Below are 21,175 nucleotides of genomic sequence, written 5' to 3'. Positions count from 1 at the left end.
GTTGAGGACATTGCCGCTACCTCCCCCTCTGTCCTAACTTAGATGGCGATCGCCACAACTCAAATCGAGATAACGACGCCCCGTAAAACAAAGATGAATTAAAGATACACCTGGCTGAATTCTGTTATGGTAAGGCGACTTGGTTATATTCAGGTTATGGAAATATCAGGGTTCGATTACCAGGGATTACCAACCAGGGTGAAAGCAGCCCAGTAGTAGGGATGGGACAGGGAGCGATCGCCCGTGTCGCGACTAATACCGGGAATTGTGATTGGTTTGTTTAAACCTTGAATCGTGCCCTCTCGAATGAAAACTTGCCCGCTTGCCATTGCGACTTGCGCCTGACGCAGTGCCTCTGCTTTGGTGGAAGCCGTATTGAGGGACTGATAAAACCCAGTCATCAGGGCAGCCGTCCCCGCATCACTGACATACCAGAGACTTGCCAGAACGGATTTCACACCCGCCTGAACTGCCAATCCGGCAAACCCCAACTCTGCCTCTTCATTGCCGAGTGCGGTGCGACAGGCACTCAGCACCAGCAGGTTGACTGGCGGGTCGTTCCAGCCCAGTTCCCGCAACTGATCCATGCGCAGTTTGTCGTTCCACAACTGAATGTAAGATTGGTCATTCGACCCTGCGACAATATCTGCGTGAGTTGCCATGTGAATAATGCCGTAAGGCGTTTCCTCACGACTGCGCTTGAGGGTATCCAGCGTTACGCGATCGTTAAGATAAACACTGCCACGCCACAGATCCAGCGCGATCGTGGTTAACTCAACGGGCACTCCCGGCAGTGGAACTTGCCCCTGAGTACTCTCTGAGATTCCCATTGCTAACACGGTGGAGTTGCGGATATCAACATAGCGTGTATCGGTCAGACTGAGACTGGGCATTAATCCGATACTGTATTGCTCGACCAAAAACTGTTGCCCATCGTGTAGAGCAGCATAGGGGAGCGATCGCAACCCTGCATCTGGCAAAAATACAAGGTTGTTGATCTCCTGAGCTTGCAAATCAGCGGTGATCGGTTCGATAAACCAGCGATGGAGTTGCTGAGCGGTGGGTAAATAGCTCGTGGTATCAACTCTGCGGGGATTGGTCACTTCTCCCCGAAACTGTTGCGCCGTTGCAATCACTTGGGCGCGAGTCGCGTCAGCAATGCGTCGCCGAATCACCGTTTCTTTAGTGACAACCACCACTTCTAACTGATCAGTAGGAGCAGCTTGAATCGAAATGTCCATTGCGCTCACGGATGCCGGGACAAAGTTGACATAGACAAAGGCGGGTTTCACGCCGGTCGCCTCTTCGATCTCACGGGCGATCGCCTGTGCCTGATCTAACGTGGCGATCGGGGTTTGGTCAAATCCCAGATAGGATTCAAACTGTCGGGTGTAATTCCGCTCTATCGTATTGATAGTGGTGTCAATTTCCACAGACGGCACATCTTGCTCAACCGTGAGAAGTGTTGGCCCCGGAATGTCAAGCCGAGGATCATTAACCCGGGCCCCGGGGGTCGGGGTCGGTGTGGGAATCGGCGTCGGGGTTGGGGTCGGGGTGGGAATCGGCGTTGGTGTGGGAATCGGCGTCGGCGTCGGTGTGGGAATCGGCGTCGGCGTCGCAGTGACATTAACCTGCACAGGAGTCGCTCCCGAACTGGATAGCTCCCCATCGCCATCGAGTTGATCGGTCGCTCTTACAGAAAAAGCGGTACGAGTGCCAGTCGAGCCAGCAGGCGGAGTATAGGTCAGACTGCCAAGGCCAGAGAAAACCGCCCCCACCGTTAGCGGAGTGCCATTCTGGCTGAGGGTGGCTCCCGGTTCGATGCTGACAAGGCGGTATTCAATCACGTCCCCATTCGCATCGGTCGCAGTCAGACCCAGCGTGGGATACGAAAATGTCAACGCCTGGTCTTGCGGTGTAGTCAATAGGGGTGCTGATGCTGGCAACACCGGAGCCGAATTCACGGAGGTAATGGTGATCCCGGCGGGAGTTCCCGGAGCCACACCCCCTGCGGCTAACATCGGAAAGCTCAACCCTGTGGCAGTATTAATTGCCCCCGCTGTGCCGTTCGTAAAGGCTCCACCGATTCTAAAAGGTGCGTTGGTTGAACCCCCAGCATGTTGAATTGCTACAGTCCCAGTGCCAGCATTGCCAGTCGTAGCAATGCTAGTCGTCGGTAACGAAGGAATCGTACTATCGACAAATACCAAATCTCCAATCAGAGCGACGTTACCGCCACTATTTGCCAGGGTTGTGCTACGGGTATCAATAGAGTCAGTGGTTATATTCCTTGTGCCTGATAAACTGACTGCTCCGCCATCCCCTCCAGTGCTGCGAGTGTCAATCGTGTTGGTTGTGATATTGCCTTGGGTGCTGGTAATCGTAACCGCTCCACCGTCATAGGCAGTGCCAAACGTACCTGTAAATCGAGTGTCAATATTGCCTACAGTGACGTTATTGCGGGCTGTGAGAGTCACGTCCCTGACAGGAATGCCGGGTGAGATGAAGGGATTAATTGCGTTTTCTGTGATGAGGTTGCCAGCGATGATGTCAGTCCCTGAGATGAAGAGATTGCGGTTAGGAGCAATGATGCTACTGGCAATATCCATGCGAAATTCTCCAACCCCATCATTATTGGCATCAGCTCTAAAGGTAACAGTGCTGGCGTTAGCCGTCGGAGCGAGCAGATTTAAAGATAAGCCAGGGGAAATAATGATGTCATTGGTGGCTTCCAGGGTAATGTTGCCCAAAATAGTTGTAAGAGCTGTCGCACTGATGGTGTAGTTCAGCCCAGGACCGTCGCCCTCGTTGATGATGCCATCAGCCCCGTCATTGAGTTCTGCATCATTGGTGCCTCCCGCCGCCACAATCGTAATATTGAACGGGTCGAGCAGGAGTGATCCCGTTGTGTCGTTGATTGCCGTTAGATCAACGTTGCCATCAAAGAGCAAATTTTGTCTTCCCGACACCTCAACGAATCCGCCATTGCCCGACTGGCTACCACCTCGCGCCGTAATCGTGCCTAAAAACGAGGTGCTATCGTCTGCCCACACGATGACCCTGCCGCCATTGCCCGTTTCCAAAGCGTCGGCGTTGATCGTAGAGTTGCGGCTGACCACGGTGCGATCGCTGTTTGGAATCGTGCCCTGTCCCTGATAGTCGCCACCGATCAACACCGTTCCCCCGCCACTGGTGCCCGTGACGTTGATGTTGGCTTCGAGTAATCCGACGCGATCGCCCACAACTCGCACCGTTTGAGAGTTAGTTGCTTGGGGGTTTGTGTTGGAGGCATCCAGCACTCCAGAGGCAATGGCGGTTCCTGCCTGTGCTGGAATTTGGGCACCAGAACTGGTCAGGCGCACCGTCCCATCTGCCCCGACGGTTAACCCCGTCGCCCCTTCGATCGCACCGCCTGTCAGCAACTCCGGCAACGACACGGGAGTGATCGGTGAGGCATTGGGTAAGTTGCCTTGGGCGGGTTGTATATCCAGACTCAAGAGGCTACCAGCCTGACTAATGCGAACCAGATTCTCTCCGGGAACAGCGGCGATCGTAATTTGACCACCAGGAGCAGAAATCGTCCCCGTATTAATGACGGTTCCCCCCAACAGGCTAATCGATTCCCCCGCAGGCACATTGAGAGAGCCCGCATTCACAATGGCTCCCGGTTGACCTGTAAAGGCAAACTGGCTGGGGTTGCCCACCAACGCTGCATAATCGTTGGTGCCTACAGCACTAAACCAACCGTTATCAAAGCCGATGCCTGTAGCCGTCGTGGCGGTGAATGCCGCAGGCACATCTAACCGGGCGTTTGCCCCAAACAAAATGCCCGCCGGGTTGAGCAGATACAGATTTGAGTTGCCTCCCGTCACCTGTAACAACCCATTGATGATAGACGGATCGCCCCCCACCACTCGCGTCAGGATGTTTTGAATCGCAGGATTAGATTGAAAATTGGCAATCTCTTGAGCACTCAGCCCAAACTGCTCCAGGCTGTGAAACAGATTTGCCCCATCACCGGATAACTGCCCACCTGTGATGTTGTAGAGATCACCCTGCCGAGTGACGGTCGTTTGTGTCCTGTCATTTGCCGGAACAATCGACTGCGCCACTGCCCGACCTGCACCGATCGCCCCCGCTAACGGCAGAGCCGCGAGTAACGCCCCCGTGCGCCGAAGCAATTGAGGATGGGAGGCTAACCAACGCTGGGAAACATTTGGTTGTTTTCTGCCCCCGAAATCCCCCAGGGTTGAGGAACTTTTGGGAGTGACGCTAGTAGAAGGCACTTTGGGGCATAACGCAAACCGTCCCTGAAAGTCATCCCCAACCAAAGCAAGCTGAAAATCAAGCTCAAAGCGATCGCTCAATCCCCGTCGTTCCATTGCCTGCAAAATCACCTGTCGCGACAGAAAAATCTGCTCTAGATGGCGTTCGTGACTCAGACGATGGTTGTGAACACGGTAGTAGTAGAGCGGCTTGGCTACGTGCCGAATCTCCGCCGCTTCTGATAAGCGCAAACACAGGTCATAGTCGTAGATTTGCCCCGCCGCCAAATTAACTCCACCAATTGCCTCAAAGGTCGATCGCCGGATCAACCGAAAATGGAACGTCATGAAAGTCAGCAACAACTGCTCTTTGGAATAGGGCGTGCGACAGCGGTGACCATAGCCCTTGAGATTGCCCGCTGAGTCAATTTCGACATAGTTGGTGTAGACCATACCCGCTTTGGGATGGTCATCTAGAACTGCGCATGTCTCCTCTAACGCGGTGGGAGCTAACCCGTCATCACTGTCCACAATGCCAAAATAGTCACTCTGCGTCTGGGCGATCGCTTGCTGGCAAACGGCAGCCAACCCTTGATTAGGCGCAGAGATCACACGCACTCGGCGATCGCGTTTGGCATAGTATCTGGCAATATCCAGGGAGCGATCCGTCGAGCCATCATCCCAGATCAACACCTCAAAATCACGCCGGCTTTGGCGTAGCACACTGGCGATCGTTGTTGCTAGATAAGACTCTCGGTTGTAGACGGGAATGATGATAGAGATAGAAGCCATGACGTTACTGGGGGCAAAGAACGATCAAAAAATGGGAAATGTCATTATAAAAATTACGCCAGCCCTGACCGAAATCAGAACTGGCGAGATCAAAACTTAATTACAAGGCTCTCCAAGAGAAACCGGAGTTCTCATTTTGAACCGTTGCACCGACAACACAGGTGCTCAAAGAACTCCGGTTAATAGAGCTTAAAATCATGGATTTAATAAATCCGCAAACGGTACGGGTGGGTTTAGCAGACTCACATGCACTCTGCAATAGAATTTAACGGCAAAACCCGCCCCTACCGAATGTCGAACTTATTCAATTTCCATTCCTTAGTAGCGAGGACCGCTGCCAGTACCAACTTCATCAGGCTCACGGTAACGAGCAACGCGATCGTCATTCTTGCGGGTCAAACCAGCCAAGCCAATCAAGCCCAGCAGACCTAACCAACCCCAATCAAATCCATCGTCTTCAGTTTCAACTTCAGTTTCAACACTGTCGGTTGTTTCAGGAGCATCGATGGGAGCAGTCGCATCCACAGGAGGAGCCGTATCAGTCGGAGGAGCAGCGGTTGCAGAAGCGGGCAAATTAGCAAACAGAGTCAAGCTCAGGGTCAAAGCACTAGCACCCAAAACTTTGGAAAGAAAAGCGTTTTGCATGATAAACATCCTCTTAAAGTCGATTCATTTGACAGGTTTTTGCAAGCGGCATTTCAATGAGCTAGACCTGTTTTAGAGGTCAGTCAACCGCGCAAATCAATCACGCTACCAACTTATCGGTTTCAAACTTCATCTGAATCGATCTGAAGCTAGAAAGCCCCTAAAATTGGACTCATCCTCTAGAAATAAAAAAAATTGTAGGCTCTGATTATGTTAAGATATGCACCAATTATGAAACGCTTGTTGGTGAGGTTTACCCATTCATGGAAGCAGCATTGCTCTTAGCAAAGTTACCGGAAGCCTATTCCATTTTTGACCCCCTGGTAGATGTTCTGCCCCTGATTCCGTTGTTCTTCTTCCTGCTTGCGTTTGTTTGGCAAGCCGCAGTTGGTTTTAGATAACTCTAAAATGTCCTCAAGTTGTTACAAAAATGAACAAAGGGCACTGATACCAGTGCCCCTTTTTTTGCTGTTCACTCCTTGCTTCAACGGTTTCCAATCGTTGTTTGGAATGCGGCTCGCTGAGTAATCCGTTGTAGATACTCGGCGATCGCCCCATACTCAAGAAAGTTCAAAGGGAATAGCAAGTTCCTCTAAATACCACTGCACAGTTGATGCTCGACTCCGAGCACCACCATGGAGCTTCAGCCAATTTGATCAGAGGGTTTTCTTTACAAAACTTTATGAGTGTACTCATGTTGTTTGACATTGTCCTCCGTGCGGACAAGCCGTTCAGAGTTTAACACTCGTTTACGCTCGGTTGAGAAATTAAAATCATCCCGCAGAGAACCCAGGGGAATGTGATCTTGAGCAGCAGACCGGGCTTTGTAAGTGCGGGCAGCCGCGATCGCCCGAAAGGCAAAGTCATCACAAAATTGTGTTGCTGCCGGGAAGTCCGTCGGTAGTTTGGCATCTTCGCCTGCCAATACCGCCCCCAGAGTTGTGCCACAGGCAGCCCGATAGGAAGTTGGAATGCCCTTCGCGATCGCCTCTAGTGCCGCTGATGGAATCGGCTCTGCAACTTGAACCTCATGCACTCCGTCTTCATCTTTAATAAAACAAATGGCTAAGCCCACAACGAGATAATCATCGGTTGAAACATCCGGGGCATTGGGATATGAAGTTGCCGTTGTCATAAACAGTTTTAAGCCGTGCGATAAATACAGTAGTTCCAGCAATGCATAGCCAATCTTAACGGGTTTGGTCAATCTCAATGCTGAAACGGTTTCAAAGATTAACTTAAGACCGTCTACATTCTCCCTACATCAAAAATTACAAACCCTTCATAAATCCCGTCCTGACTGATCCCAGTCTTTTGAGTAGTGTGTAGGGGTTCACAAAGTTTTGGCAATCTTCAGAGATTACACGGAGCCTCACTGTAACCCAGGAGAGGCAAAAAAGGGTGTGCATTTATGTCTGAGTCTGGGTTTTAAGCGTTAGGAGGTTTTTCTACTTGTGATTTTAAAATCCGTAGTTTCAACCTAACAATTTCACTTAAACAGACACATTATCAAGTGACACAGGAATGCACACGTCTTCATCAAAACTGGAAGACACTGAAGAAGATGCTGAACAGTAACTCCATTCGACGTTGACCTGATCAGGCTATATCACTTTTGAGGATGCTATGAATCTGCGATCGCCTGCAAGCCGTAACAAGGAACACCAAGCTAGTTCGACTGGAACCGCAGTTAAAACATCTGCGACTCATGCTCGTCTGATATCTCGTTCTCGTGTCACACCCCGACGGAAGCAATCGCGCGAAGGTGTCACTGGTGGCAAGTCTTCTATCTCTAATCTGAGCCAAGGCGATCGCGACATTTTGCTGCGGCAACGGGCACTTGCCGAAGTGCAGCAAGGGAACTACTTGGAAGCGATCGCCCTGTTTACCGAATTGATTGAGCGCAACCCCGACAGTGCCACCGACTACAACAACCGTGGCTTGGTTTACTTCCAGGGGGGTCAGTGGGAAGCCGCACTCGCAGATTACAATCGGGCGATCGAACTCAACCCCCGATTAGACAGTGTGTACAACAACCGCGCCAACTATCACGCCTCCCAGGGTGATTTGCTCGAAGCCATCCTGGACTACGACACTGCCCTTGACCTCAACCCCGGCAACATCCGCGCCTGGATCAATCAAGGCATCACGTTCCGTGACCTGAAGATGTATGAGCAAGCGGTCGAATGTTTTGACCTGGCACTCTGCATGGGACACCAACTGGAGGGTCACATTTATGCTGAGCGTGGACGCACCTATCATTTGTGGGGCGACTGGAATTGCGCGATCGCAGACTACAATCGGGCGATCGAGGCTCTTGCCCAGCCCAAACAAGCCACCACAGGTCTGGCAGCCCGTCTACGGTTGCAGGTAAATGTGTGGTTGGATGAACTGACTAACCCTTAATGGGTGTCTAATGCACGTCTCTGCTAATGCACCTCGTTGATGAGTTTGGCATTGCCCTGGATGTTGACGGGATCGTAAAAATATCGCTCTTGAATAATCCGTCCGTTGCTCCAGGTCTGTAATCCCAATTCCTCAATCCGAATTCGATATCCATCCATCGTTGTGAGATCAAGATGTAGCTCGATCACAGAGCGACCGCTTAACGGTTCCGTTGCTCCCGTGTCATCGACTAACACCGCCCCAATTTTGACTTCGTGTATTTCCTTAACGTTGGCATTCATGCGCTTTTGGCGATCGATGCTGATAACTCGCCCAATTCGCGGCGGATTCAGGTTTTCTTGCACCACGACATTCTCGTCATAAAACCGTTCGTAGACCTCTTCAACAGTGGGATTGGTTGTTTGAAATTCCAACAATTCCTGAACGCGATCGCGTAGTGTCATAACTCTTCTCTCACTCCACTCGGTTTTGGCAAATTAGGGCTTGGCAAACAGTGCCTCTAGCCCGGTATAGGGCTTTAAAGGCAAAATTTCAAACTGTAAAACGTTCGCTTTTGCCATAGGTAATTGTGCAACGGCTGCCTGCATTGTTTCCAGGTCGTCAGCCTCACATAAAATAACGGCACCGCTCATATCGGCAATGTAGTGAATCGATCGCACGATATCAGCCGCATAGTTTTGCCAGACTGCCTCTGCCTCAGCTTTCACATGGGGCATGACTTGTTCGACCGAAACCCCTTTGGTTATTCGACCCAGCACCAAAAATTGCATATTAGTTTTCCTGACTGAATGAAGTGTGATGTGGAGGCATTAAGGTTGCTCCGAGGAGAAGTCAAAGACGACATGCTCCTCGGTTAAAAAAGCGCGAGATTGGGAGAAATCGACAAAATTGGTTTCCCCCACGGTGGGATCGGTGATGTATTTCTGTGCGGCTTCCTGTCCTTCGGGGGTGCTGACGGCAGCCAAAAAATCCTCCATGCTGTCCCACCAAATTTCAGTCACACCGTCGTAGGGGGATGGCTCCAGACCACGAGACTTGGCGATTTCGGCATTGATGGGCGTGTTGAGCGTGTGGCTTTGAATGTATTTTGTGGCTCGCAGCGTTTTAGCCAGATTGCGGATAAAGGGACCATGAACATCACGCCAGAAGGTATGAAACGCTTCTTCACTTAGATCGGCACGTTTGCGAATGCAGTAAACAAACTTAATCATAGGAATGAGATCTAAGGGGATGAAGGATTGATTTGCTGTAGCAGTCCAAAGAAGTCTTCGATGTGCCACGATCGCACAATTTTGTTATCTGCAATTTCGTGAATGTCGATCGTTGCAAAGGAAATGGGTTTGTGAGTTGGTTCGACCCCCAAAAAAGCCCCTTGATGCGTCCCGTGAACGGTCGTCCGGATGACGACTTTAGTTCCTGCTTCGATCACATCTTCGATCTGAAATCGCCCATCGGGAAAGGCAGCTTTAAAGGTTTGGACAACGGGTGCATAGCCATTCACACCGGGGGGTTGACCGGGATAGGCTAGGGGAATTTCTTCCCAGTCTGGAGCCAAGATCGTTGTGAGAGAATCGACAGAGCCACTTTCGACGGCTCGATAGAAAGAGATTGCCAGGTCGGCATTGGGAGAAGCCATTGCGATCGCTCGATAATGCCAATTTGAATTGGAACCGTGACTAATGCTTGTACGGGTCTGGCATGACAAACCCTACGTCTCTCAACGTAAATGTTTCAAGGATCAGATATCTTTCACGCTTTTGCGGTACGTGATACGTTCTTGCTATTTTCTAAAGCAATCTTGGGAGTGACGCCAACAATCCGTTTGAAGTGGCGATTGAGATGGCTCTGGTTGGCAAAACCGACCTCAATGGCAATGTCGGCGATCGCCATCTGTCCTCGGAGCAACAATTCTTTGGCTCGTTCGACCCGACAGCGAATCACGAACTGATGGGGTGCGAGTCCGGTGGATTGCTTAAACAGACGCGCAAAATGAAAGGGACTCATCTGCACCACTGCCGCGATGTCCGCCAGGGTTAGCTCGTGCTGGAGGTGCTCGTGGATATAGTCCACTGCCTGATGGAGTTTGTGTTTGGGTAGCCCCGCTGTGAGCGCGGTTGGAATGGCTTTTGGGTGAACGGAATAGTTGCGGAGGAGATGAATGGAGAGGCTTTGGGCGATCGCCTCGACATACATGCGTCCGCCCAACTGGGAGTTTTCCAGTTCGGCTTTGAGGGTCAACGCCATACTGTGAATCAGCGGGTCGGTGGTATCCAACAAGGGCACCAGTTCCACGGTGTTTTGATTCAACACGTCGATCGCTGTTTGTTGCAACAGAACCGGATCAATTCCCAACAAGATAAACTCGACATCTCGCTCCCACCGCAGGGTGTAATCGACCTCTGACGGATAAATGGCGGTGTTCCCCGGCAGGAACCGCTCGCGCTGAAGCTGTCCATCGATCACCCGTTCTACCTTACTCGCTGCGCCGATGTTGACACTGAGGATGTGTTGAGAAACATGGTTTTCGGGCATTTCCCAGGCGGGTTGGCGATGATGCGCCAAAAAGATGCCCTGCCAAGTGGACGGGTTGCTCACCTGCACAGGCGATCGCGGAAAGATCTGGAGAAAGGATTCTGTTTGCTTGAGATCAATCGTCAAGGATTGGGGCTTGGGCATGGCGGTTTGTGGAAGATCTATGAGGACGCTAGACGCGATCGCGCCCGACTCAAAGCCGCTTTGACCTGCTCAAAGCCAGTGCCTCCGTAGCTGTTGCGGGCTGACACCACCTGACGCGGGGCGATCGCCTCATAGATATCCGTTTCAAAGGCGGGATGAATGGTTTGCCACTCCTCCAGGGTCAAATCCTTGAGCAACTTGCCTGCGGCGAGGGAGGTTTTGACCACCTTGCCAACGAGATTGTAAGCCTCCCGGAAGGGCACTCCCTTCGCTGCCAGATAGTCCGCCACATCGGTTGCATTGGAGAAATCTTCTGCCACCGCTGCGTTGAGGCGAGTCGGGCGAAACTCTAGCCCCTCCTGCATCAAGATGGTCATCGCCTCCAGACAGGCTCTAACCGTTTTGACCGTGTCAAACAGAGCTTCTTTGTCTTCCTGTAAGTCTTTGTTGTATGCCAGGGGCAAGCCTTTCATCAGCACCAGCAATCCCTGGAGGTGTCCAAACACGCGCCCGGTTTTGCCCCGGACTAACTCCGGCACGTCGGGATTCTTTTTCTGCGGCATGATGCTTGACCCCGTTGAGCAGGAGTCTTTGAGGGTGACGAAGGCAAATTCCTCAGATGCCCACAGGATCACCTCTTCTGACAATCGCGAGAGATGCACCATGATCAGACTGGCAGCACAGCTAAACTCAATGGCAAAGTCGCGATCGCTCACCCCATCCAGGCTATTTTCGTAGACCGCATCAAACCCCAACAACTCGGCCGTGTAGTGGCGATCGATGGGAAAGGTGGTGCCTGCCAGTGCCCCCGATCCGAGAGGTGAGAGGTTAACTCGCTTGTAGACATCGCCCAATCGCTCCCAGTCACGTTGTGCCATCTCGACATACGCCAGCAGGTGATGCGCCAGACTCAACGGTTGGGCGCGTTGCAGGTGAGTGTATCCGGGAATCAGGGTTTCGACGTGCTGTTCTGCCAGAGTCAGCAACACCGTTTGAAACTCGCGCAATTGTTGCCGCAGTTGGGTGATCTGATCCCGCAGGTACAGGCGTGTGTCGGTGCCTACCTGGTCATTGCGCGATCGCGCTGTATGCAGCTTTTTGCCCACATCGCCGACCAACTCGGTCAGGCGACGCTCCACCGCAAAGTGAACATCCTCCGCATCGACACCGGGATTAAAGAACCCCTGCCGATATTCCTGTCGAATTTGCTCTAACCCATTTACCAGTTGCTCCCCCTCTTCAGGTGAGATGATCCCAACCTTGGCCAGCATTTTGGCATGGGCTTGTGACCCGGTGAGGTCATATTCAATCAGCTCGATATCAAACCCAATGCTGGCGTTGAATTGGGCGATCGCCGGATGGAGAGCCGACTCAAATCGCTGGCTCCAGGTTTGTTGTTGCGTGAGTGGCTGAGATGCTGAGTTGTTCAAGTGACCTACCCCGATGGAAAAAACAAAAATATCACGCAGAAGCTTGGCATCTCAACCAAGACCTGTGTTCACGGTAGCTTTGACCAGGGATCGGAGCGGAAATCCCTCTTTTCAAGGAGATTTGAGGGAGCTAACGGCGTAAGTCGTGATTAGATTTAAGCGAATGAGGAGAGCCGGGAGAGTAAGGGAGCATGGCTCATCCTTTGAGTCCATACACCCGTTCTCACTTGCTCTTCCCGTTCGGCTTCCGCCGTGAGCATCAGCCTACTCCCCACGCCCCATTCCCTACTCCCGATTCCCCTTCCTACTTAGCCGTAGGAAGTAAAACTACGAACGAGATAGCCAATCACTAAACCGATCAACAATGCCCATAGTTGACCGGATTTGACAAAGTTATCAAACGATCGGCGTGCATTCGCAAAAACATCTGTCTCAAATTGCTGGGCAAGCAAGCTCCAATCCAAGTGGGGATGCCACAGCAGGTTCCAAAAATCGCTATCGGGGCTAACCGCCAGCAACGTTGGCATGTCTTGTACAAGATGAATCAGCAACATGGGTCTTCTCACACCAAATGGACAACAGTTGTTTCAGAATTAGCATACGGCACGAAATCACTTTTATACCGTTGCGTCAGGTTTTTTGATCTGCATCACGATCAACGTCATGTCATCTTCAGCGCGATTTGACACGCCGATAAACTGCTGCACCTGATTAAAAAGATGATCCAATATGGCTTGTGGAGTCTCGCAATGCTGACACGCCCACTGAAAGGCATTTTTCAGGTTTTCTTCATCAAAGCGATCGCCATTTTGGTTAGCCGCATCAGTAAACCCGTCGGTGTAATAGATCAGAGTGTCACCGGGATGAAGCTGCACTTGAGCATCGTGATATTGCGTATCGACATCCAGCCCAATCAACATACCCAGCGTATCTAACCGTTGAATGGTTTGGGTTTCAGCTTGCCAGAGTAACGGCGGATTGTGAGCCGCGTTGCTGTAATACAGCGTTTGGGTTTGAGTGTCGTACTCGGAATAGAACAGCGTCACAAAGCGATTGGAGTTTTCCAGATCGGTATACATGACGTGATTCAAATGCTGCAAGATGCGTGCAGGCGAGTGTTTGTTCAACACTTCGGCTCGCAACATGCCCCGCAACATTGTCATGATTAACCCAGCAGGAACACCTTTGCCCATGACATCACCGATCGCTACACTCCAGCGATCGGACTCGTAGACCGCTCCTTTTTTGGCGCGGATCTGGTCATAGTTGGCGGGGATAAAGTCGTAATAGTCGCCCCCCACGCGGCTAGCGGGTTGAGTCCGAGCGGCGACTTCAATCCCTGTGATGTTGGGACACTGACGCGGCAACAGTTGCAGTTGAATTTCAGCCCCAATTTCTAACTCGCGATCGAGTCGTTCCTTCTTCCGCAGTTCAACTGTGAGTTCGTCATTGGCGATCGCCACGGCCGTCTGGTCTGCCACCAGTCGCACCAGTTTTTGCCGAGTCTCTGTCCACTCATAATCGGGGTCACGGCTGAAGACATAAAGCCGCCCCCGCTCCGTACTTTTTGTCAAAATGGTCGTGCCAAACAGTTGCACATCCGTTCCGAGAGACAGGCTTACCTGATGGTCGAGGGCAGCAGTGAGGTTGTTGGAGAGGGTGAGGGACTGCCCAGGGGTGGTCGGAGCCGCACTTGTGATCTCACGGGTGGCTGCCTCCAGTGCCTTGCGGATGTCCTGACACTGAGTGTTGTCCTGACAGTGCAACCGTTCCAGGCGCATCTGCCCATCCGGTCTAAATAGAATGAGTGCGCCACCATCGGCATCGGTTACCCGACTGGCAATCAGGGGGGTCAATTCCAAAAACTGTTTGAGATTGTTAAAACTGCGTAACGCAAACCCCAACGACCCCAGCAAATCCTGAATTTTGTTTTGCTCTCGACGCAACCGAGACACCAACTCTTTTAACGCAAACACAGGCGTAATCTCTGGTGATGGCGTGCCACTGCCAGCGATATCAGACGATTGAGAAGGTTGTCTCGGAACGGGTAGAGATGTCATTCGTGAATATTAACGCAGAATAGAGACTCACCGAGAGGAATAGATCCTTAACCTGAAGAGCTAAGAAAACAGAAGGTGCTGTAGAACGCATAAAGATGTTGGGATAAATTCTAACGAATGTTGTGGCGATCGCAGTATGTCCTTTATGGCGGTTTTTACTACCCCACCAGGGTAATTTGGGTCGGGGTTAGAGATGGATTACTTTGCAGCGTGGCGATCGTCACAGCTGAGCCTGCTCCGATGCCATCCCCGTCAAACTGCAATACCCCAGTACTAGTGTTGTAAAGAAATGTAGCCAGAGCACTGGTTGGGGCTGCATCAAGTTGCAACACACCTGTCGCATCCGCTCCATTTAAAGTAGTGCCCGCAACTAGCCCACCACCAAACCCGGAAGCGGAGATCTGTAAGCGGTCATTCGCTTCAAAATTGATGATTTGGTCGATTCCATCCCCAGGCGCATTAAACACAAACAAATCTGCTGCTGCCGTCCCCGTTAACGTATCGCTACCCGGTTGATTCGCGATCACGTTGACCGCAACGCCTCCGGTCAGGGTATCTCCAGAAGTACTGCTCACAGCACCGTTGGAAGCAACGCCAACGGGTACATTGGAAGGCATTTGCCAGATCCGAACGCTGCCGTCTTCGCCCCCTGTGATCATGTATTGCCCATCACTGGAAAAGTCGATGTACTCCACATTGTCACCGTGGTTAGTGTATTGACCAACCAGGCTATAGTCGGAGGTGCGATAGATTCTAAGCCCATCTTCAGCTCCTGTTGCTAAATATCTACCATCCGGAGAAAATGCGACTGCTTCTAAGTAGACCGAACCGTGAGATATCGTTCTGACGAGCGTTCCATCAGAGAAGCGGAAGATTTTGACAACCCCTTCATCCCCGTTGGCTGTGGCAAAGAGAGTCTCATCAGGAGATAGCCGGACTGATTTCACGGAGCCAGCACTGTTAGCCGCTCTAATACTTCTCACCAAACTGCCATCAACGCTGCGTGAAATTTTCACGAAATCGTCTGCGGCTCCTGTCAAAACAAACTGACTATCTCTTGTAAATTCAACCGAGTTGACCCCTAAACTATGGGTAATTCGGTTGCTATACCGCACCTGCCAGGTCGCAGGGTTATACATTCTGACATTGCCGCCAGAGGGCCCAGCAAAATATTGACCATTGGGAGAAAAAGCCATTCCATCTGCTTCTCCGGTGCTCAAGGAGCGAATTAAACCACCATCACTGGCACGATAGACTTTGATCCCGGCTGTACCGTTGCCACCTGCGGCGATCGTTTGACCATCGGGTGAAAAATAAACCGACTCAATTTCGCCCTGCTTGTTGGATAGGGAGCCACTCCAAAAGACGGTTTCCCAGACTAATGAGCCATCACTGGTCCGGAAGAGCCGGAGTTTGCCATCCCCTGCTCCAGCCACGAAAAATTCGTTGTTCGGGGAAAACTCTACCGATTCAACTGTGCCCCCAAAGCCACGAGGATCAACCCCAACCGTCCGAACGAGCAGTGGGTCTTCTGAGAGGTCATCATTATTGATGGTTAAGGTAGCTGTGGTTTGAGTTCCCAGTGTCGCTCTTCCAGTGGGGTTGCTTAGAGTCAGGTTAATGGTTTCATTACCTTCAAAAACGGGGTCATTCACGATGGGAATCGTGACCGTTTTGCTGATTTCGCCTGCGGCAAATTCCACCACAATCGGGCTATTGTTAAAGTCTTGTGGAGCCGTTGCTGTGCCATTGCTGGGCGTCAGAGTGACACTGACAACACCATCACTGCCGCCTGTCCGAGCAATGGTGATTGCATTAACGGCAGTGCCATTTTCATTAACGCTATAGGTGGCAGAGCTAAAGGCGAGGGTGCCGGGGGTTTCATCATCAACGACAGTTAGCGTTGCCGTCGTGCGACTGCCCAGGGTTGCCCCTCCTGTGGGGTTGCTCAGGGTCAGGTTGATCGTCTCATTGCCCTCGACAGCATTATCGTTCGTGATGGGAATCGTGACCGTTTTACTGGTTTCCCCATTGGCAAAGGAGACAACAACGGCATCTGGATCGTAGTCATTTGGGGCGATCGCCGTTCCATTCGTGGGCGTGACTCTGACACTGACCGCTCCATCGCTGCCGCCTGTCCGAGCGATGGTGATTGCATTAACGGCAGTGCCATTTTCATTAACGCTATAGGTGGCAGAGCTAAAGGCGAGGGTGCCGGGGGTTTCATCATCAACGATAGTTAGCGTTGCCGTCGTGCGACTGCCCAGGGTTGCCCCTCCTGTCGGGTTGCTCAGGGTCAGGTTGATGGTCTCATTGCCCTCGACAGCATTATCGTTCGTGATGGGAATCGTGACCGTTTTGCTGGTTTCCCCATCGGCAAAGGAGACGACAACGGCATCTGGATCGTAGTCATCTGGGGCGATCGCCGTTCCATCCGTGGGCGTGACGGTCACACTCACCGCTCCCCTGCTTCCACCAGTGCGGGTAATTGTGATGGCGTTAATTGCAGTGCCCTCTTCATTGACGCTGTAGCTGGCAGAGCTAAAGGCAAACGTGCCAGGGTTATCGTCATCAACGATCGTTAGCGTAGCGGTGGCTTGAGTTCCCAGGGTTGCTCCCCCTGTGGGGTTACTCAAAGTCAGGTTGAGGGTTTCATTATTCTCTTGGGTATTGTCGTTAACAATGGGGATCTCCACAGTCTTGCTGGTTTCCCCATCAGCAAAGGAGATGACAACGGCATCCGGGTTGTAGTCATCTGGGGCGATCGCCGTTTCATCGGTGGGCGTGACGGTAACGCTGACTGCTCCATCACTCCCTCCGCTGCGCGTTACTGTCACTGTGCTAATGACAGTGCCATTTTCATTAACGCTGTAATTTGCAGTGCTGAAGGCTAAAGTTCCAGGAACGGGAGCCACATCGTCGTTCACAATCGTCAGTGTGGCGATGGCTTGAGTTCCGAGTGTAGCTCCTCCTGTGGGGTTGCTCAGGGTCAGGTTAACGGTTTCATTCCCCTCGACAGTCGTGTCATTCACGATGGGAATTGTGACGATTTTGCTTGTCTCCCCATCCGCAAAGCTCACGGTAATTGGATTGCTATTGAAGTCACTACCAGCCGTTGCAGTTCCAGCCGTTGGTGTGACCGTCACACTCACTGCCCCACTGCTTCCCCCACTGCGAGTAATGGTCACATTACTGACCGGAGTCCCATTCTCGTTAACGCTGTAACTTGCAGTGCTAAAGGCTAAAGTGCCAGGAGTGGGAGTGGGAGTGCTGACTGGACGAAACTCGATGTAGTCCACCCGCAAATACTCACCGCCCTGCTCAGTGCCCAAAATCTCAAACAAATCTCCGGTGTTAATCAACTGATTGGCGATCGTTCGAGATGTGCGAGTACTGTTGCTAACCCCGCCTCCATTCAAGCTTTGGTTGAGTGTCCAGCTATCGACAGATTGCCCTGCTAAGCGTACTTGCAACGTAGCAGCACCATCATTCTCATCGAAATAACTAACGATGATGTCGTAGTTGCCAGAGGGCAAGTTGAGGTTGCCAAAAGCTCGTCCTGTTTCGTTGGTGCTTCCTCCTACAAAACTGATGAGGTTGCCTCCAGACGCAATGGAGCTAGGCTCTAAACGAAAGCTACCTGTACGAGTTAAGCTCTCCGCCTCAATTCGAGTTGTCATATAAACTCCTTCCAGGTAAGGCTAGGAATGATGTGTCTTCAGAAACAGGGGTTATCGCTGATAGCAGAAGGGAATTTTGTTTTTTGCAGGTCAACAGGGACGGTAATCGGCAACATTTTGAACACAACCGATCTCCTTAAGTGGAGTAGGTGAACTGTCGTTTCAGTCCGTTTGTTAATCTCAATTTGTGTGTTTTTGTAGTGTGTTCTCGTGCTGATGTAGAAGGCATTTATAGAAGTTAGATGCCTTCGTCGGAACTAATTCAGCCTTACAGCAGCGATCGCACTAAAAATGACAAAGCCTCGTATCAGAACTTAGTTGAGTACCTGTAGGTCAACGAGCAACACCCGCAAAATTAATGGAGCGTAGAATGCCCTCTCAGTAGTGATTAGAGACTTACAAAGATGCTTCATGAGGGAAGTTTTTTCAGTAGATCTACTTCAGTAGAGTTTCGATCGCACTGTTTGGAAAAACACGAATTGCTACCTTTTTACATAGGTAATTACCTATTTCCGGACGTACAGCCCAAAAATAAACAAATGGCTCAGAAAAGAGAAGCGTATCTAACAGGGTCAACCTAGAGAAATTACGGAATTCGACTCTTCGTCTTTTATATCCGATTTAGCGTGATTATTAACACCTACTACTCAGCATCTTTACGGAAATTTGTGATTTCTGCGGATCATCCAGGAATGCTTTAAACCTTGTATGAAGACTTAAAGGATGTCTGCATATAGCGGCACCCCTGTACTCAACCCAAGGGCACACGGCTGTCAGTTGAGATGGGGATGAGGAAGTAATACTCCTCAAAAGCCGAGACAACCCCTAAAACAGCGTCAGTTCGGTTTAAGAGCCCGGCGAAGGAATTCGCGGCTACTAGAGCGAAGTCCGCCGACGCAGACTCCGGAAAAGGCAGGATTTGACGAACTGATGCAGGTCGGTTTTGCTCCGACAGCGGCGGTTTTAACCGCCGAAATCCTTATCCCGAATTCACGTTAAAACAGGGCTATCACAACATCACATTGGAAGCACTGAGGGAGCCAGCAACAGCGCGTTCAAGGATAACCAAGCTTCTAAATACTGCTCCGCCAATGCTGCCGTTGCTATCAATACTGACTACCGTATTTGCTCCTACCTGGCGGAAACGCACATAGTTTGCCAGTCCCCCGGGTGGTTGACCTGCTCCTGCAATAACCCGACTGAGATCAAGCTTATCGAGGGCTGAGTCAAACCCACGGATGCGATCGCCCCCCTCCCGAATTGAGTTATAGACAAAGCGATCGCCCCCCGCACCACCCCATATCAGATCCACTCCGACACCCCCGGTCAACACATCATTACCCGCATCTCCATGGAGGCGATCGTCGCCCGCTCCACCGACCATCGTGTCGTTGCCATTTAGCCCGATCAGGATGTCTGCACCACCGCGCCCAGAGATGACATCACATCCCTGACTGCCACGCAACCGATTAGCGCGATTGTTACCTGACCGCCGCACTCCAGGGGTACAAGGAGCATCGGGCACCGTGGGATCACCTCCAGGGGATGGAGTCAGCGTGCCATCCGGCGTTGGAGTTAGAGTTGGAGTCGGAGTTTGAATCGGGATAGGGGCGACCGCAGGTAGCGGAAATCGCCACAGCTTAATCGTGCCATCTTCACTCGCCGTCACGACAGAACGACCATCCGGGGAGAAATCAATGTACTCAATTCCCTGAGTGTGTTCAGTGAACTGCGCCACGAGCGCGAAATCGGACGTTCGATAGAGCCGCAACCCTTGATTGGCTCCCACAGGAAGCTCTTCAGAGCCACCGCCCCCCGTTGCCAGATACCTGCCATCCGGAGAGAAAGCGACCGCCTCTAACAGGAGATCTTCGTGGGGCAAGGTCGCCAGCAGCGCACCATCACTAAAGCGAAACACCTTGGCAACCCTTTCCGTGCCATTGGCAACCGCGATCAGTTCTCCATTCGGTGACACCCGAACCGATTTCACCGATCCCTCATCTTCACTCACCTGAATTTTGCGGACTAGCGCACCATCCGCTGCCTGTCGAATCTGAACGGTGCGATCGCGCGATCCCGTCACTACATACTGACTATCACGAGTGAAATCGATTGAGTTAATTTCGTTGTTATGAAGGATGCGATTGCTGTAGATCAAGCTCCAGGTCGTAGGGTTATACATGCGAGCATCACTTGGATTATTCGCCCTGCGTCCCCGATTGGCACCTGCGAAGTAAGCTCCATTGGGCGAGAAAGCCAGCCCATCGGCTCCATTGCCTCCCAAATCGCTGAGCAAACTGCCATCCGATGCCCGATAAATTTTAATGCCGTCGGAGTTGCCCCCTGCGGCGATCGCTGACCCATCCGCTGAGAAATAGACTGCTTCAATTTCCCCATCCGAATCGTCGAGTGACCCGTCCCAATAGGTGCTTTCCCAGAGTAGTGCGCCATCACTAACGCGAAAGAGCCTGACCTTACCATCACTTGATCCCGTAGTGACAAACTGGCTATCTGGAGAGAATTCAGCCGTTTCAACTGTACCGTTACTGCCTCTGGAGTCTACGTTGATCGTCCGGACAAGGGTTAAAACCATGGGCTTTGTGATGTGATAGGGCAGATGACAAAGATGGGATGGGTTCAAATCGGCATCAAAAACGATCCCCCAAGACAGACAGGCGCATCAAGCGTCAGGGTGAACCGTTGATGTCGGCATACCCAGTCTCAGCGGCGGGGTTTGAACGTGGGATTTCGCATCATTGCGAAGGCATGGATCAGCGATCGAAGGGTCAGCCAGGATAACGGATAGGGGCACTTCCCTACGCACCCTTTGCACTGACTGTCTTGACAGTTGCCATAGGAGCTAAATGCCTTCGTTTGGACAAACCAAGCTAACCTCAGTAGGGTGAGGTTGCAGCGCACAGGCGATGAAAGTCTCTTGTCAAAACGGTGAGTGAGGCTCTACCAGTCAACAAACCTTATGAAACTGACGAAGGTTAAACAAATCTTCGCCAGCCAGGGTTAGAGACTTAGAGATGTTTTACGAGGCAGCTTCCTCAGTGGATCTACTCCGCTACGGTTCGATAACACTGATGGAAAAACACGGATTTTTCCACTTTTTACACTGAACCTCAGCATTTTCCGGGTTGTTTAACGGAAATTGCATCAATTCCGGATATAAAAAGACTGCGCTCTAGCAGTTAACCTAGCAAAATTACGTATAC

General features: G+C 51.5%; 15 protein-coding genes. 2 read left to right on the top strand and 13 right to left on the bottom strand.

Annotated features, from left to right (window positions below; translation table 11 throughout):
• Positions 1-176: 176 nt before the first annotated feature.
• Both H6G89_RS04355 and H6G89_RS04350 read right to left on the bottom strand, forming a co-directional pair.
• Positions 177-5,057: a CHAT domain-containing protein gene (locus tag H6G89_RS04355; RefSeq protein WP_190504048.1), complete on the bottom strand. Its 4,881-nt coding sequence runs from the start codon at positions 5,055-5,057 to the stop codon at positions 177-179.
• Positions 5,058-5,375: 318 nt separating this feature from the next.
• Positions 5,376-5,702: a WGxxGxxG family protein gene (locus H6G89_RS04350; RefSeq protein WP_190504047.1), complete on the bottom strand. Its 327-nt coding sequence runs from the start codon at positions 5,700-5,702 to the stop codon at positions 5,376-5,378.
• Positions 5,703-5,965: 263 nt separating this feature from the next.
• On the opposite strand from H6G89_RS04350, the gene H6G89_RS04345 reads away from it, so the two are divergent.
• Positions 5,966-6,103 (top strand): photosystem II reaction center protein K, encoded by a 138-nt coding sequence (locus H6G89_RS04345; RefSeq protein WP_190504046.1) that lies wholly within the window; start codon positions 5,966-5,968, stop codon positions 6,101-6,103.
• Between the two features lie 269 nt (positions 6,104-6,372).
• Here H6G89_RS04345 and H6G89_RS04340 read toward each other — a convergent pair whose 3' ends face one another.
• The gene (locus H6G89_RS04340; protein ID WP_190504365.1) at positions 6,373-6,837 is read right to left on the bottom strand and encodes a hypothetical protein; all 465 of its coding nucleotides are present in this window, start codon (positions 6,835-6,837) and stop codon (positions 6,373-6,375) included.
• Between the two features lie 491 nt (positions 6,838-7,328).
• Between H6G89_RS04340 and H6G89_RS04335 the strand changes: the two genes are divergently transcribed.
• Positions 7,329-8,108 carry a tetratricopeptide repeat protein gene (locus tag H6G89_RS04335; protein ID WP_190504045.1) on the top strand — a complete coding sequence of 260 codons (780 nt, stop codon included), beginning with the start codon at positions 7,329-7,331 and terminating at the stop codon, positions 8,106-8,108.
• Positions 8,109-8,131: 23 nt separating this feature from the next.
• Here H6G89_RS04335 and H6G89_RS04330 read toward each other — a convergent pair whose 3' ends face one another.
• The 10 genes from H6G89_RS04330 to H6G89_RS04285 form a co-directional block, all read right to left on the bottom strand.
• A complete protein-coding gene (locus H6G89_RS04330) occupies positions 8,132-8,551 on the bottom strand; it encodes a nuclear transport factor 2 family protein (RefSeq protein ID WP_190504044.1) in 420 nt (139 codons plus the stop codon).
• A gap of 33 nt (positions 8,552-8,584) precedes the next feature.
• Complete coding sequence (locus H6G89_RS04325) at positions 8,585-8,878, bottom strand: hypothetical protein (protein WP_190504043.1); 294 nt, start codon at positions 8,876-8,878, stop codon at positions 8,585-8,587.
• Positions 8,879-8,917: 39 nt separating this feature from the next.
• Complete coding sequence (locus tag H6G89_RS04320; protein WP_190504042.1) at positions 8,918-9,319, bottom strand: EthD domain-containing protein; 402 nt, start codon at positions 9,317-9,319, stop codon at positions 8,918-8,920.
• 11 nt (positions 9,320-9,330) lie between these two features.
• The gene (locus tag H6G89_RS04315; RefSeq protein ID WP_190504041.1) at positions 9,331-9,744 is read right to left on the bottom strand and encodes an ester cyclase; all 414 of its coding nucleotides are present in this window, start codon (positions 9,742-9,744) and stop codon (positions 9,331-9,333) included.
• Between the two features lie 113 nt (positions 9,745-9,857).
• Complete coding sequence (locus H6G89_RS04310) at positions 9,858-10,784, bottom strand: AraC family transcriptional regulator (protein ID WP_190504040.1); 927 nt, start codon at positions 10,782-10,784, stop codon at positions 9,858-9,860.
• Between the two features lie 17 nt (positions 10,785-10,801).
• On the bottom strand, positions 10,802-12,214 hold the full coding sequence (argH, locus tag H6G89_RS04305; protein WP_190504039.1) for an argininosuccinate lyase: 1,413 nt from the start codon (positions 12,212-12,214) through the stop codon (positions 10,802-10,804).
• A gap of 308 nt (positions 12,215-12,522) precedes the next feature.
• A complete protein-coding gene (locus H6G89_RS04300; RefSeq protein WP_199336521.1) occupies positions 12,523-12,768 on the bottom strand; it encodes a hypothetical protein in 246 nt (81 codons plus the stop codon).
• A 63-nt stretch (positions 12,769-12,831) separates the two neighbouring features.
• On the bottom strand, positions 12,832-14,274 hold the full coding sequence (locus H6G89_RS04295; RefSeq protein WP_190504038.1) for a PP2C family protein-serine/threonine phosphatase: 1,443 nt from the start codon (positions 14,272-14,274) through the stop codon (positions 12,832-12,834).
• A gap of 158 nt (positions 14,275-14,432) precedes the next feature.
• Positions 14,433-17,954, bottom strand: coding sequence for a Calx-beta domain-containing protein (locus H6G89_RS04290; RefSeq protein WP_190504037.1), 3,522 nt, complete (start codon positions 17,952-17,954; stop codon positions 14,433-14,435).
• A 1,009-nt stretch (positions 17,955-18,963) separates the two neighbouring features.
• Positions 18,964-20,547 (bottom strand): type I secretion C-terminal target domain-containing protein, encoded by a 1,584-nt coding sequence (locus tag H6G89_RS04285; RefSeq protein WP_190504036.1) that lies wholly within the window; start codon positions 20,545-20,547, stop codon positions 18,964-18,966.
• Positions 20,548-21,175: the final 628 nt, after the last annotated feature.

Origin of the sequence: Oscillatoria sp. FACHB-1407, from assembly GCF_014697545.1 — a bacterium.
In the GTDB taxonomy this organism is placed as follows: domain Bacteria; phylum Cyanobacteriota; class Cyanobacteriia; order Elainellales; family Elainellaceae; genus FACHB-1407.
This window is presented reverse-complemented; position numbering and strand designations above follow the sequence as displayed.